The 13,200-nt window shown below is 45.6% G+C and carries 16 protein-coding genes and 1 riboswitch; of the genes, 9 read left to right on the forward strand and 7 right to left on the reverse strand.

What is annotated here, in order from left to right; translation table 11 throughout:
- Positions 1-298: 298 nt before the first annotated feature.
- Both gltS and hutG read right to left on the reverse strand, forming a co-directional pair.
- Positions 299-1,489: a sodium/glutamate symporter gene (gltS, locus tag NCCP2331_RS02600; protein ID WP_153723350.1), complete on the reverse strand. Its 1,191-nt coding sequence runs from the start codon at positions 1,487-1,489 to the stop codon at positions 299-301.
- Complete coding sequence (gene hutG, locus NCCP2331_RS02605; protein WP_251668290.1) at positions 1,486-2,445, reverse strand: formimidoylglutamase; 960 nt, start codon at positions 2,443-2,445, stop codon at positions 1,486-1,488. Before hutG ends, gltS begins: the two co-directional genes overlap by 4 nt.
- Positions 2,446-2,591: 146 nt before the next feature.
- On the opposite strand from hutG, the gene NCCP2331_RS02610 reads away from it, so the two are divergent.
- Positions 2,592-3,470 (forward strand): DMT family transporter, encoded by an 879-nt coding sequence (locus NCCP2331_RS02610; RefSeq protein ID WP_153723352.1) that lies wholly within the window; start codon positions 2,592-2,594, stop codon positions 3,468-3,470.
- Here NCCP2331_RS02610 and NCCP2331_RS02615 read toward each other — a convergent pair whose 3' ends face one another.
- On the reverse strand, positions 3,471-4,346 hold the full coding sequence (locus NCCP2331_RS02615) for a LysR family transcriptional regulator (protein ID WP_251668291.1): 876 nt from the start codon (positions 4,344-4,346) through the stop codon (positions 3,471-3,473).
- 136 nt (positions 4,347-4,482) lie between these two features.
- Positions 4,483-4,704 (reverse strand): DUF2187 family protein, encoded by a 222-nt coding sequence (locus tag NCCP2331_RS02620; protein WP_153723354.1) that lies wholly within the window; start codon positions 4,702-4,704, stop codon positions 4,483-4,485.
- 245 nt (positions 4,705-4,949) lie between these two features.
- Here NCCP2331_RS02620 and NCCP2331_RS02625 point away from each other — a divergent pair, with 245 nt between their 5' ends.
- From NCCP2331_RS02625 to NCCP2331_RS02655, 7 genes are all read left to right on the forward strand, one after another.
- Complete coding sequence (locus tag NCCP2331_RS02625; RefSeq protein ID WP_153723355.1) at positions 4,950-5,213, forward strand: metal-sensitive transcriptional regulator; 264 nt, start codon at positions 4,950-4,952, stop codon at positions 5,211-5,213.
- An 88-nt stretch (positions 5,214-5,301) separates the two neighbouring features.
- Positions 5,302-5,781, forward strand: a complete 480-nt coding sequence (locus NCCP2331_RS02630; protein WP_251668294.1) for a DsrE/DsrF/DrsH-like family protein — start codon at positions 5,302-5,304, stop codon at positions 5,779-5,781.
- 46 nt (positions 5,782-5,827) lie between these two features.
- Positions 5,828-6,406, forward strand: coding sequence for a sulfurtransferase TusA family protein (locus tag NCCP2331_RS02635; protein ID WP_251668296.1), 579 nt, complete (start codon positions 5,828-5,830; stop codon positions 6,404-6,406).
- Positions 6,403-7,524 (forward strand): MBL fold metallo-hydrolase, encoded by a 1,122-nt coding sequence (locus tag NCCP2331_RS02640; protein WP_251668298.1) that lies wholly within the window; start codon positions 6,403-6,405, stop codon positions 7,522-7,524. Before NCCP2331_RS02635 ends, NCCP2331_RS02640 begins: the two co-directional genes overlap by 4 nt.
- A gap of 37 nt (positions 7,525-7,561) precedes the next feature.
- Positions 7,562-7,789 carry a sulfurtransferase TusA family protein gene (locus tag NCCP2331_RS02645; protein WP_153723359.1) on the forward strand — a complete coding sequence of 76 codons (228 nt, stop codon included), beginning with the start codon at positions 7,562-7,564 and terminating at the stop codon, positions 7,787-7,789.
- A gap of 35 nt (positions 7,790-7,824) precedes the next feature.
- On the forward strand, positions 7,825-8,607 hold the full coding sequence (locus NCCP2331_RS02650) for a sulfite exporter TauE/SafE family protein (RefSeq protein ID WP_251668300.1): 783 nt from the start codon (positions 7,825-7,827) through the stop codon (positions 8,605-8,607).
- A gap of 90 nt (positions 8,608-8,697) precedes the next feature.
- Positions 8,698-8,801, forward strand: a riboswitch (SAM riboswitch).
- A 109-nt stretch (positions 8,802-8,910) separates the two neighbouring features.
- Complete coding sequence (locus tag NCCP2331_RS02655; RefSeq protein ID WP_153723361.1) at positions 8,911-10,200, forward strand: O-acetylhomoserine aminocarboxypropyltransferase/cysteine synthase family protein; 1,290 nt, start codon at positions 8,911-8,913, stop codon at positions 10,198-10,200.
- Positions 10,201-10,252: 52 nt separating this feature from the next.
- On the opposite strand, the gene NCCP2331_RS02660 is transcribed toward NCCP2331_RS02655, so the two are convergent.
- Both NCCP2331_RS02660 and NCCP2331_RS02665 read right to left on the reverse strand, forming a co-directional pair.
- The gene (locus NCCP2331_RS02660) at positions 10,253-11,743 is read right to left on the reverse strand and encodes a glycine betaine uptake BCCT transporter (protein ID WP_251668302.1); all 1,491 of its coding nucleotides are present in this window, start codon (positions 11,741-11,743) and stop codon (positions 10,253-10,255) included.
- Positions 11,740-11,970 carry a hypothetical protein gene (locus NCCP2331_RS02665; RefSeq protein WP_251668304.1) on the reverse strand — a complete coding sequence of 77 codons (231 nt, stop codon included), beginning with the start codon at positions 11,968-11,970 and terminating at the stop codon, positions 11,740-11,742. The genes NCCP2331_RS02660 and NCCP2331_RS02665 overlap by 4 nt, the downstream gene beginning before the upstream one ends.
- Before the next feature lie 160 nt (positions 11,971-12,130).
- On the opposite strand from NCCP2331_RS02665, the gene NCCP2331_RS02670 reads away from it, so the two are divergent.
- Positions 12,131-12,307, forward strand: coding sequence for a hypothetical protein (locus tag NCCP2331_RS02670; protein ID WP_194841211.1), 177 nt, complete (start codon positions 12,131-12,133; stop codon positions 12,305-12,307).
- A gap of 108 nt (positions 12,308-12,415) precedes the next feature.
- Here NCCP2331_RS02670 and NCCP2331_RS02675 read toward each other — a convergent pair whose 3' ends face one another.
- Positions 12,416-12,991, reverse strand: coding sequence for a lipocalin/fatty acid-binding family protein (locus NCCP2331_RS02675; protein WP_251668306.1), 576 nt, complete (start codon positions 12,989-12,991; stop codon positions 12,416-12,418).
- Between the last annotated feature and the right edge of the window lie 209 nt (positions 12,992-13,200).

Raw genomic sequence — 13,200 nt, forward strand, 5'->3', positions numbered from 1 at the left:
TCTCCAAGATGCGAATTACTGTTTTCATTTTAACAGAAAAACAGACTGAATACGCTGAAAATGAATGCAATGAAGAATTGTAAAGCATTCTGAATACCAGCCGGATTGGTGCGGTTTGCAGGGGGTTTGGCTCGCCGCAAAAGCATTTTGGTGCGCTGAAGCCCGAGTTTCGTGCGCTGCAGACCAAGTTTCGCTCGCTTGGCGGATGCTTACGTGCGGTTGAGCGTTGTTTTGGCTCGCTGCATCAAAGTTTGGCAAATAAAAAAGCTGCCCGGATGTAATTCCGGGCAGCTGCAGATTAGCTGAATATATTAATTGTCGTAATGATAATCGGCATCGATACGACGTCGATCAGGAATGCACCGACGATCGGCACAATCAAAAATGCTTTACGCGAAGGACCGTAACGGCCAGTGACTGCAGCCATGTTCGCCATGGCATTCGGCGTTGCACCGAGCCCGTGGCCTGCAAAGCCGGCGATCATCACGGCGGCATCGTAATCTTTTCCAAGTATGCGGAACAAGACGAAAATCGAAAAGAGTACGACGAATAGTACCTGCACAAAAACGATGACCAGTAATGGCAGTGCTAGATCAGCGACTTCCCACAGCTTGATGCTCATGAGTGCCATCGATAAGAAAATTCCTAATGAAACATCACCGATCAGATTGATGCTCTTCATATGCACAGCGTCATCTTTGATTCGGTCCACGATATTCCGTACGATAACCGCAACAAACATGGCACCGACATAGCCCGGCATGACAAAACCGGTTATTTCGGAGAACAGATCACCGATGAACGTACCGCCTGCGATACAAAGCGTAATCAGCAGAACCTGGGTTAAGAAGTTATCCGTGTGGATCGGTTCCTCCAGGGCCTCTGCAGAAAAAGCTTCCTCGTGCTCGGTTTCCGTTGATTTCAAATCATACTTATTAATCAAGTATTTGACGATTGGACCGCCGACAAGACCGCCTGCTACAAGCCCGAACGTAGCAGCCGCAATCCCGATGGACAGCGCTGAATCAATCCCGAGACTCTCAAGCGTTTCCCCATAGGCTGTCGCACCGCCGTGACCGCCTTCCATCGAAACCGCTCCTGCCATCATTCCGATAAGCGGATGCAGATTAAACAGATAGGACATCGATACTCCGATCACATTTTGCGCCAATGCCAAAAAACCACAGGCGACCCAGTAGATGATAAGCAATTTTCCGCCAAGACGTATAAGGCGGAAGCTCGCACCTAAACCGACTGTAGTGAAGAACGTCAGCATGAATAAGTTTTGTAAAGATGTGTCTAATTTGAAGTTTACCAAATCGAAATACTTCAAAATAGTCGCTAAAAGGGCAAAAAGCAACCCGCCTACAACAGGGGCGGGTATACAGAATTTTTGGAGAACTCCGATTTTACGTACGAGAAGAGTTCCAATTGTCAGTAGAGCTAATGCCAGAAATAGCGTGGTAATTTGATTTAACTCAAACGTCATGTGTTTCTTCCTCCCAGCAATGCAACGATTGCTTCATTTGTTAAGTAGGCGCCCAGTTTGACCGTCTGATTGTGATGATCAAGTGCCGGGTTGATTTCTGAGATGTCGAATGAAAGGGTTTTCTCATGGGAAGCTACGGTTTGAATAAATGTTCGTACAACGAGCGGATCCAATCCAAATGGAGAAGGAGCACTCACACCTGGAGCAACTGCCGAATTCAATACATCCGAGCATAATGTTAACAAAACATAGTCTTGTTTTTCAATGAAAGAGCTGATTTTCTGCAAAGTTTCGTTCAATATACCTGATGTAATTTCTTGTTCCAATACATAGGTTACGCCTTTAGCATCAGCTTCATTGAATAAAATGTCTGTATTGCCAAACTCCTGAATACCAAGCACGAGGTATTCCACGTTCTGATCCGAATCAAGCATCTGCTTGAACATCGTGCCGGAAGAAGGCTGTTCTTCATAGCTGCGCAAGTCAAAATGTGCATCAATATTGATGACGCCGAGTTTCTTGTCGGGTCCGATGAATTCGCGGACACCCAGGTAATGGCCATAAGCCGTTTCATGACCGCCGCCTAAAATAACGGGCTTGCTCTGTTTTGACAAGCTGGCGCAAACAGCGGCTCCGAGCTCAGCCTGTGCCTGTTCGAGCCGGTCATCTTCACATACGACAGTGCCCGCATCCATCAGCTGATATTCTGCCGCCATACGCCAGGGCAGTTTAGCCAGCTCGCTGCGCAGGGCATTCGGTCCTTCTGCAGCCCCCAGTCTGCCGTTGTTTCGACGTACGCCTTCTTCGGATGAAAATCCAATCAGTGTACAAGATTTATTGGAAACGCTTTCCTTTGGGGCGGAAAGCTGTACAATTTGATGCATGCGAAATGCGGCTCTGTCCGTTTCGCTGTCTGTCCGGCCTGACCAGAATTTTTCATTTGTTTGAATTAACAATATACTTCATCCTTTCAAGCGTGATACTCTATATTGTAATACTTTCTGTTTCGTAACTCTAATACTTCTTATTTATGGATTCATGCCTGAAAGTTATAGGTGAGTAAAATGAGTGTACTGTCAGTCAGTGGAAAGGAATTGAATAAATGAATAAATTTTTATTTGGCTTTTTAGTCATCGTCACGACGGCTCTCATGGGTTCGTCATTTGCAATCGGCAAGATTGGTCTCGCGTACTCCTCGCCGTTATTATTGGTGGCATTGCGTTTTACGATTGCCGGTGTAATCATGGCAATCGTCGTTAAGATTCTGAAGAAGCCGCACCCCAAAAAGCTTGGTGAGTGGAAGTGGCTGGTATTGATCGGTTCATTGCAGACAGCGGCCGTTATGGGCTGTATCTTTATTGCTTTGCGGACCATCACGTCGGGAGAAACATCTATCCTGACATTTACGAATCCTTTGCTGGTTGTCGTCATCGGCACACTGGTTTTGCGTATCCGTTATCGGCTGCAGCAGTGGATCGGCGTCATCTGCGGACTTCTCGGCGTGTTCATTACGATGGGTGCGCATCTGGATTTGAAAATCGGGACAGTGCTCGGATTTATTTCAGCCATCGCCTGGGCGTGCTCAACACTGATCGTCAAAGTCCACGGCTATCGTTTTGATACGTGGGTTATGACCGCTTATCAGATGCTGTTCGGCGGCTTAATATTATTTATCGCCAGCTTTTTACTGGAAGAACCTTTCTTTGAAGTGAACGCATTATCGCTTGGCATACTAGCATGGTTGGCTATTGCGGCTTCAATTATTCAATTCTCCATTTGGTTTTATTTGCTGCAGACCGGCAATCCGGAAAGAACAAGCGCTTTTTTATTCCTGGCACCTTTTTTCGGCACGCTGAGCGGCTGGCTCTTGCTGGACGAAAAGCTTTCTTATTCACTGATTGCCGGCGGTCTGCTCATCAGCCTGGGTATTTTCCTTGTCAATTGGCGCAGTAAACGGGAGCTTGGCCGGCTGCCTGCCTGATTACATACTCCATAAGCGGCAGTAAGCATGTAGTTCATCAAGAAACGCCGTTGCGGCAAGCGAATTTTCATTGACCAAAGAGTAAAATGGACGGTGGATCGGTGCAACTTTATAATTCAGCGCCGCCAGTTCGCCGCGTTCGAGCTCTCGCTTGCAGCTGTGGCGTGACAAAAATGCTATGCCCAAACCGCTCAGTACGGCTCGTTTTCTGCCTTCAGGCGAGCTGATCACGGTATGCTTTGGATGGACACCATACTGTGTAAGTGAGCTGTCGATCAGATCTCGTTCCGGGTCTTCTTCATATGGAAGAATCCAGTGAGTTTCCTGCAGATCCAAAATAGAAGAACTCTTCTTCCTGGCCAATGGATAACCTGAAACAGCAACCAATAACAGCTCATCTTCCATAAATGTGTTGGCTAAAGTAGTTTTCGTTACTTCGCTGCATCCGATATCCGCTTTTTTATTATGAACGACGTCGTCGATAGAATGGGCTGAAATCACTTCCAGACGCAAATAAAGCTCTGGAAACTTTGCGTGCAGACGTGTCAGCACATCGGGTAAAATACCTTCCGCTATCACCGGAGAAGCAGCAATCCGCAATGTACCGGCTGCGGAACTCTGTGGCCGGGTCAATTCCATTTTAGTGCGGTCAGCCAGATCAATCAGCTGCACAGCACGCTCATATAATAACTGACCCGCAGGGGTGACTTGAAAACTGCGTGAGGTTCGTTTCAGCAATGAAGTCTGCAGCGTTTCTTCTAAGTTTTTTATGTGCAGGCTGACGGTTGGCTGTGCAAGCTTCAATAAGACAGCTGCTTTTGTGAAGTTTTTCTGGTCTATTACGGCAACAAATGTCTTTAGCTCTTCAATTTGCATGGCTTTCACTCCTGTTATTATGAATACTGATTGAATTCATTATATAATGTAGTTTTCGTGATGGACGGAAAGTATGCTTTGTATAAAATTTAGGCAAAAAAATAGCCTTGCAATCAGCTGCAAGGCATGTAGGGGATTAAATCACCGTATAATTTTTATGTGCGACAACAGTCATATTGGATGCTGCCCCAATTTGTTCTGCGTCTGAATCAGAAATCTTAACAATTACGGAGTTCTCGAGAATCTTGTGAATTGTTCCGGAAACTTCGTGTTCATTGCGGTTGAAGGATATGACTTCATCTACATATCTTGAGGCCACAAAATCAGAAATCGGACGATCTTTGCGTGGAAATGCCAACCGAATCAACTCCTTCAATAGTAAAATCTCGTCTTTTTCATATGCTGCAGAGAAAAGACGGAAAACGTGCAATAGCTTACTATAAGTAGTATAACATATATCGGGAAAAATTTCAGAATAGTAGAAACCTGTCGAATGGTAGATCGTACTTTTTGGAGTAAGATATAGGGTGAAGTCGAATGCAATTGATTTGACAATATACCTGTCAGGGTATAATCTGAAGATAATAAAAGGCGGTGAGATTTATGGAATACGATGATAAAGTGAAGAATCGTCTGAAGCGTATTGAGGGGCAGATTAAAGGGGTTCTGCGTATGATAGAAGAAGGCAAGGACTGTAAAGAGGTCATCACTCAGCTGTCTGCAAGCCGTTCAGCCATCGACCGGACAATCGGCGTAATCGTCAGTTCCAATTTAATTGCGTGCATGGAAAACCTGGATGAAACAGATGACAGAACACATGAATCGATTATTAACGAAGCTGTGGAATTGCTGGTAAAGAGTCGGTAAGCATTTACGCTTGACTCTTTTTTTCACTCGTGTAATATACCCCTATAGGTATTTATTACGAAAATGACAGATAAAAGGGGCAGAGAACATGACAGAACAGAAAAAAACGACAATCGTATTATTCAGTGGTGATTATGATAAAGCAATGGCGGCATATATTATTGCAAACGGTGCTGCTGCATATGATCATGAAGTAACAATTTTCCATACATTTTGGGGATTGAATGCGCTGCGCAAAGATGAACCGATTCAGAGTAAGAAAGGATTTCTTGAAAAGCTATTCGGTAAAATGATGCCGAGAGGTGCGAATAAAATGGGACTTTCTCAAATGAATTTTGCAGGTATGGGGCCAAAGATGATCAAGCGTGTAATGAAAAAGCATTCAGCTATGAGTCTACCGCAGCTTATTGTTCTTGCCGCTGAGCAGGACGTTAAATTGATCGCCTGCACGATGACAATGGATTTATTGGGACTTGGACAGGAAGAGTTGCTTGATGAAGTGGAGTACGGCGGTGTAGCAGCCTATTTAGGTGAAGCGCAGGAGGGCCGGGTAAACCTGTTCATTTAAAAAATTTTGAAAATAAATATACCCCATGGTGTATAGGAGGAATACAATGATTCAAACAGATAAGGTACTGGACGCTAAAAATCTTGCCTGCCCGATGCCGATCGTTAAAACTAGAAAAGCGATCAAAGAAATGACAGAGGGGCAGGTGCTTGAAGTCCATTCAACTGACACAGGAACAACGGCGGACTTGAAGGCTTGGTCTGAAAGTGCAGGCCACCAATATATAGGAAACGTTCAAGAAGACGGGGTCTGGCGCCATTTCGTCAGAAAGTCCGACAAAGAAGAACGGCAGGAAAGGACCTATCCATTTACCGTTGCAAACGAAAAGCTTACAGATAAATTGGAGGAACCTGGTACGGTGCTGATCGATGTCAGAGAATCTGCAGAGTATACATTCAATCACATACCCGGTGCCCTGTCGATTCCGCTAGGTCAGCTGGAAGAGCGAATAGAACATCTGGATAAAAAACATAAATACTTTATCGTATGCCGCACAGGAAACCGCAGTGATATGGCTTGCCAGAAGCTTGCGGCACAAGGGTTTGAGTGTGTGACAAATGTAGTGCCCGGTATGTCGAAGTGGCATGGTGATACTGAAAATACAGTAGGGGGTATAAAGAGATGAGAATTGCTACAGCAAGTGAGATTGCAAAAAAGGTCATACAAAAACAACCGTTATTTATTTTGGACGTGCGAAATGAAGAGGCGTTTCAGGATTGGAAAATTGAAGGCGAGCAGGTTGTTCATTTGAATGTGCCGTATTTCGAATTGCTGGACGGTGCAGGAGCCATTGTTGATCAGCTGCCGAAAGATCAGGAAATCATGGTTGTTTGTGCAAAGGAAGGGTCATCCATTATGGTGGCGGAAATTCTCGAGGAGGAAGGCTGTTCAGCTGCTTACTTACAGGGCGGAATGAAAGCCTGGAGCGAGTATCTGGAGCCCGTGAAAATTGGTGACCTGAAATCAGGCGGCGAGCTGTATCAATTCGTCCGTCTCGGCAAAGGATGTCTCTCCTATATGATTGTTTCTGGTGGAGAAGCGGCGGTTGTGGATGCAGTTCGCATGACCGGTGTATTTACGGATTTCGCGGACGGCGTAGATGCGAAAATCATACACGTATTGGATACACATCTACACGCCGACCATATTTCCGGCGGCCGAAAGCTTGCGGAATCGACAGGTGCAACGTACTGGCTGCCCTCGAAAGACGCCGAAGAAGTGACGTTTGATTTTGCTTCATTGGAAGAAGGGGTTTCGATTACAGTCGGCAGTACAAAGATTGAGATCCAGCCGCTTTATTCACCGGGCCACACGATCGGCTCCACGTCATTCATCGTGGATGACAGCTATTTGCTGACAGGTGATATTCTGTTCATCGATTCCATCGGCCGTCCGGATTTAGCCGGACTTGCGGAGGACTGGGTCGGCGATCTGCGTGAATCGCTGTACAACCGCTATCCTCAACTATCAGAGGATCTGACGGTGCTTCCGGCTCACTTCATGATGATTGAAGAGTTGAATGAAAACGGCAGTGTCTCGGAGAAGTTAGGCGCATTATATAAGCAAAATCACGGACTGAAGATCGACAATGAGGATGAATTTAGAGAGCTAGTAACAGGAAATCTGCCGCCGCAGCCAAATGCCTATCAGGAAATCCGTCAGACCAATATGGGTAAAATCCAGCCTGACGAAGAAATGCAGCGTGAAATGGAGATTGGTCCAAACCGCTGTGCAGTGAGATGATGAATGACAAAAAACTTTAGTAGGGGAGAAGATAAATATGAGTACAACCACATTCTTAGATGCAAAAGGATTGGCTTGTCCGATGCCGATCGTTCGGGCAAGAAAAGTAATGAAAGAACTGCAGACAGGGGACATCCTGGAAATTCATACGACGGACAAAGGCTCCGTTGCCGACTTGACGGCCTGGGCGGCTTCCGGCGGCCATGATCTGAAAGAAAAGCAGCAAGAGGCGAATGTCTTTAAATTCTGGATTCAAAAAGGGTAAACTAAGCACAGAGACAAGGAAGAAGGGAGGACATCATGAGCGTACCATTCATCATTACCATCTTCCTCATTGGGGTTGTCGGCTCATTTCTTTCCGGCATGATGGGTATTGGCGGCGCGATCGTCAAGTACCCCATGCTGTTATTTATTCCTGCTATGCTTGGTTTCACTGCCTTTTCGCCGCATGACGTATCAGGGATTACAGCAGTGGAGGTATTCTTTTCATCACTTTCTGGCGTATTGGCATACCGAAAACGCAATCTGATATTGAAGCCGCTTGTTTTTTACATGGGGATTAGTGTATTGGTCGGAAGTGTTATCGGCGGTGCCGGTTCAAGCTTTCTATCTGAAAACGCAGTCAATATTGTCTACGGCGTACTGGCTGTCATGGCGGCAATTATGATGTTCATTCCGAAAAAAGGATTGGAAGATCAGTTGATTGAAGAGATTACTTTCAATAAATGGGTTGCCTCCATCGCAGCGTTACTCGTCGGGTTAGCTGCGGGGATTGTAGGGGCTGGAGGCGCGTTCATTCTGGTGCCGATCATGCTGGTTATATTAAAAATCCCTACGCGTGTGACGATAGCAACTTCGCTCGCCATTACACTTCTGTCGTCAATCGGATCTGCTTCAGGTAAGCTGTTTACAGGGCAAGTGCCGTATATGCCTGCACTTGTAATGATTGCGGCGAGTATCCTGGCAGCTCCTTTGGGTGTAAAAGCAAGCCGGAAAATCAATGTGAAAGTGCTGCAAGGGATACTTGCCGTGTTAATAATGGGATCAGCCGTAAAAATCTGGCTGGATATCTTTTATAAATAAAAGTCATTTCGAAAGATTCTATTAATAACCCTTGCAATAGGCTGAGTTTAGCTTTATACTATTTTTCAAGATGGAAAACGAATAGACGGACTCTTATCAAGAGTGGCGGAGGGATTAGGCCCTGTGATGCCCGGCAACCGGCTTTGTAAGCAAAGGTGCTACTTCCTGCAGACGATCAGTCTGGAAGATAAGAGGGAATGAGCGAAAGCAGAGCCCTCTTCTTATTTATAGGAAGAGGTTTTTTGTGTATTCGGACGTGCATCTTTCAATATAATAAATTCCATTTTGGAAGGGGAAATAGTAATGACGAATTTTAAGCCGGAAACAGTATTATTGCACGGAGGACAGCAGCCCGATCCCGTAACAGGTTCACGTGCTTTGCCGATTCATCGTACGACTTCTTATGTATTCAGAGACACGGAACATGCACAGAATTTATTTGCCCTGCAGGAAGCGGGCAATATTTATACACGCATCACAAATCCGACAGTTGCCGTGTTTGAAGAGCGTATCGCAGAGCTAGAAGGGGGATCGGCAGCAGTCGCGTTGTCTTCCGGAATGGCGGCTATTGCATTCTCTATTATGAATATCGCAAGCGCCGGCGATGAAATTGTGGCGGCCAGCAATCTGTACGGCGGAACGTACAATCTGTTTGCTGTGACATTGCCGCGTTACGGTATTACGGTGAAATTTGTGGATGCATCCGATCCGAAAAATTTTGAAGCGGCTATTACGGATAAAACAAAAGCGTTGTTCGCAGAAACAATCGGAAATCCGAGCCTGCAGGTTTTGGACATCGAAGCAGTGGCGAAAGTGGCACACGATAACGGACTTCCGTTGCTGGTCGATAATACATTTCCGTCTCCATACGGATTGAATCCGATTGAATATGGAGCAGATGTCGTGATCCACTCTGCAACGAAGTGGATTGGCGGACACGGAACAACAATCGGCGGAGTTGCGGTTGACGCTGGGAAATTTGATTGGACGCAGGGCAGATTCCCTGGATTTACAGAGCCTGACAACTCTTATCACGGATTACGTTACGGAATTGACACGGCAGGCGCCGCATTTGCAACAAAGCTGCGCGTTCAATTGCTGCGAGATTTCGGGCCATGTCTGGCACCTGACAGTGCATTCAACTTATTGCAGGGACTTGAGACGCTTCATTTGCGCGTTCCCCGTCATAATGAAAATGCACAGAAAGTAGCGGATTTCCTGAAAGAGCATCCGGGGGTAGAGTGGGTGACATATACAGGGCTGGAAGATCACCCAACGCATGATTTGGCGCAGAAGTATTTGAAAAATGGATACGGCTCGATTATCGTATTCGGCATCAAAGGCGGCCGTGATGCAGGGCGTGAAGTGATTGATAATGTGAATATCTGGTCGCATGTTGCAAACGTCGGCGATGCGAAATCTCTGATCATTCACCCGGCATCCACTACACACCAGCAACTTTCCACGGAAGATTTGAAGAACTCGGGCGTCAGTGAAGAGTTGATTCGTCTGTCTGTAGGACTGGAAAATGCTGATGATATCATTACAGACTTGAAGCAGGCAATCGAAAAAGCGGTTAAGCAAACCGTTTAATAAGTAAACATAAAGAGGAAACCATTTCAACTGCGAAATGGTTTCCTCTTTTTTACGGCCGCTTTATCTTCTTTCGTTCCTCTTTCAGTGATTTGAATAAGGAGACGACCATCATAATCAAGATGATGGAAAAAGGCAGGGCGGCAATAATGATGACGTTCTGCAAAGCATCCAGACCGCCTACGAATAGTAAAATAACCGCAATAGATGATTGAATAACACCCCAAATGATTTTTAAGTTGTTTGGGGGTGTCAGTGATCCGTAGGAAGACTGCATGCCGAGTACAAATGTTGCAGAATCTGCAGATGTGATGAAAAATGAAATGATCAGCAGAATGGCAATACCAGAAATGAATGACGACCAAGGCAGCCCGCTGAACATCTCAAAAATCGTCAGTTCTGTAGCAGTGGATGCCAGATCAATGATTCCCGCTCTTTGCGTTTCGATAGCTGTAGTACCAAAAGCCGCAAACCAAACAGCACTCAGCACAGTAGGCACGACAAGCACACCGATCATGAATTCACGTATTGTCCGTCCTTTTGAGACACGTGCAATAAACATACCCACGAAAGGCGACCAAGCCATCCACCAGGCCCAATAGAAGAGTGTCCAATCATTCAGCCATACTCGGTTCTCGGGAGTAAGCGGCGCCGTCCGGAAGCTCATCCGGATCAGGTTTTCCAAATAACCGCCAATTGAATCGGTAAACATATTGAAAATCAGCAGCGTCGGACCAAGCGCAATGATGAAGAGCAGCAGTGCAAGAGCCAGGACCATATTGGTATTGGACAAAATCTTGATGCCTTTGCCAAGACCGCTCCATGCTGAAATCAAGAACAGCACCGTTACGATTGCGATGATGGCCAGCTGCGATACGAAACCGACAGGAATGCCGAATAAATAATGAAGCCCCGCATTAATTTGCACGGCACCAAAGCCGAGCGAAGTGGCGACACCGAATACTGTGGCAAATATGGCGAAACCGTCAATGACTATACCAAGGCGCCCGTCTACCCGGTCCCCAAAAATCGGGCGCAGTGTAACGGATATCAAACCTGTTTGCCCTTTTCTAAACTGGAAATAGGCAAGTGTAAGAGCTGTCATACCGTAGACTGCCCAGGCATGGAAGCCCCAGTGGAAAAATGTTTCCCGCATTGCTTCTTTATAAGCGGCTTTTGTTTCAGGGGCAGCAGTGGCGGGGTCTACTGCATAGTGCGACAAAGGCTCTGCTGCTCCGTAAAATACCAGCCCGATGCCCATGCCCGCCGAAAAGAGCATAGCCAGCCAAGAAATCATAGAGAACTGAGGACGGTCATGGTCTTTACCTAAACGAATTCTCCCAATAGGGCTGAAAATCAAAAAGATCGAAATGAAAAACAGCATGGAGACAATCAGAAGATAATACCACCCGAATGAATCAGCAATAAAGTTCTTGGCTGACGTAGTGACCCCTTCAAATTGTTTTGGCGCTATGACGCCATATCCTACAGCTAAGGCCACAGCGACGAGCGTAATATAAAATGTAATGGATATCTTTTTCATAAAGCCTCCTGATCTGAACGTATTATTAAAAGATGCCGGGCGAAAAAATAGCCTGGCACAGTTAGAGTGAATAATTGCGCATATACACGTAATTTTACCCAAAAATGACAGGGTGCAAACATCATAATGGCTAGATAGCAAAAGGAATTTATGAAGTGGAACAGACAGAGGCAGGCTGTAAAGAGGGCTGCAATAATATCGCTGATGGTCAGTGCTTTGACATTCATTTGAAAGACTCCTTTAAGAAAATATAGCAAAAACTTATGCAGTGCACATGAGTTGGACTGGTCGTTTCTAAAGGAACGGTCTATTTTCATTGTTCACGTAATTATTCTGAGCGTCTGCGTGCTATACTAGAGAAACTAACTTGAGAAGGAGAGGATTTTCATGCAATACTCACAGCCTAAAATGCTGCAGCTCGTCAAAGAAAGCCCGGAGCTCAACCGACAGTTAAAGTCGATCATGAAAGAGCATGAATTGGAGAAGAGTTTTGCTCTGAAAGCTCTGTATCATGCGGAAGTAAAAGACGGAGGGAAATATCAGCGGGATTATCAGGAGCTGTGACGGGATTTCAGCGGGGACATTCTTGTTAGAGGAAGCGGCAGTATGACAGGAACAAGTATAGAAAAAGAGCAGCCGGACAAATTGTCCAGGCTGCTCTTTTACGTTCTTTTATAAACGAATCGTTTTCACTGCGCCTGTGCGTTTCACAAGAATCGTTTTATACTGCGCGCGGTTTTGTGCATCTGTATATACAGTCACGCGTGTATTGTAGTTATCGGAAACGACGCGTGCAGTGTAGCTGCTCAAGTCTGTTGACGGCTGGCTTGGTTTCACAGCTGGTTTGACCGGTTTTGCCTGAGCAGCCGGCTTTTCTTTAATAACTTGGTTGTACACCATGCCGCCGCGTGTGTTGATGATTTTTAATTGCTTAGTTGTTTTATTGAATATCGTTTTATACTGCGTGCGCCCCTGTGCGTCGTTCAGCAGCATTTTACGGATAACTTTTTGATCTTCTACTACTCTAAAGTTGAATGCAGATGCGTTTACATTTGAATCGATCGTTGCATATTCAGGAAGTTTCGTAACATCCATCTTCGCTGCTTGATTGTTGTAGCCGCCCTGGTAATGTGAAACAGCAGCCTTGTGGCTAGATGTATTGTTCGGGCTTGCCTCTGCGTTAATTCCGTGAAGCGCACCTGTTGTCAGCATTAGCGCACCTAGTGTAGAAATGATTTGTTTTTTCATAATGAATCTCTCCTTTGGGATAAGTAGTGGTTGTTGCATAACTACATATTAAAGGAGCTGATTTACAGGACGCTGTGAGTAAAATGAGAGTTTCATGAGAAGTTGGCTATATATTTCACATTTCATCATCGTATAGGTTGCCATGCTTCCAATGAAAGTCACCTTCCCTATTTGTTTCCTTCATTAATTCCACATCTAAAACACCATCT

Source organism: Sporosarcina sp. NCCP-2331 (assembly GCF_023707945.1).
Lineage (GTDB): Bacteria > Bacillota > Bacilli > Bacillales_A > Planococcaceae > Sporosarcina > Sporosarcina cascadiensis.

Bases quoted from the DNA above. Each gene is read 5' to 3' on its own strand.
- NCCP2331_RS02655 (WP_153723361.1), top strand. From the start codon at position 8,911: ATGACGAATTTTAAGCCGGAAACAGTATTATTGCACGGAGGACAGCAG.
- NCCP2331_RS02615 (WP_251668291.1), bottom strand. From the start codon at position 4,346: ATGCAAATTGAAGAGCTAAAGACATTTGTTGCCGTAATAGACCAGAAA.
- NCCP2331_RS02635 (WP_251668296.1), top strand. From the start codon at position 5,828: ATGATTCAAACAGATAAGGTACTGGACGCTAAAAATCTTGCCTGCCCG.
- NCCP2331_RS02610 (WP_153723352.1), top strand. From the start codon at position 2,592: ATGAATAAATTTTTATTTGGCTTTTTAGTCATCGTCACGACGGCTCTC.
- NCCP2331_RS02675 (WP_251668306.1), bottom strand. From the start codon at position 12,991: ATGAAAAAACAAATCATTTCTACACTAGGTGCGCTAATGCTGACAACA.
- NCCP2331_RS02670 (WP_194841211.1), top strand. From the start codon at position 12,131: ATGCAATACTCACAGCCTAAAATGCTGCAGCTCGTCAAAGAAAGCCCG.
- NCCP2331_RS02630 (WP_251668294.1), top strand. From the start codon at position 5,302: ATGACAGAACAGAAAAAAACGACAATCGTATTATTCAGTGGTGATTAT.
- NCCP2331_RS02640 (WP_251668298.1), top strand. From the start codon at position 6,403: ATGAGAATTGCTACAGCAAGTGAGATTGCAAAAAAGGTCATACAAAAA.
- NCCP2331_RS02660 (WP_251668302.1), bottom strand. From the start codon at position 11,743: ATGAAAAAGATATCCATTACATTTTATATTACGCTCGTCGCTGTGGCC.
- NCCP2331_RS02665 (WP_251668304.1), bottom strand. From the start codon at position 11,970: ATGAATGTCAAAGCACTGACCATCAGCGATATTATTGCAGCCCTCTTT.
- gltS (WP_153723350.1), bottom strand. From the start codon at position 1,489: ATGACGTTTGAGTTAAATCAAATTACCACGCTATTTCTGGCATTAGCT.
- NCCP2331_RS02650 (WP_251668300.1), top strand. From the start codon at position 7,825: ATGAGCGTACCATTCATCATTACCATCTTCCTCATTGGGGTTGTCGGC.
- NCCP2331_RS02645 (WP_153723359.1), top strand. From the start codon at position 7,562: ATGAGTACAACCACATTCTTAGATGCAAAAGGATTGGCTTGTCCGATG.
- NCCP2331_RS02625 (WP_153723355.1), top strand. From the start codon at position 4,950: ATGGAATACGATGATAAAGTGAAGAATCGTCTGAAGCGTATTGAGGGG.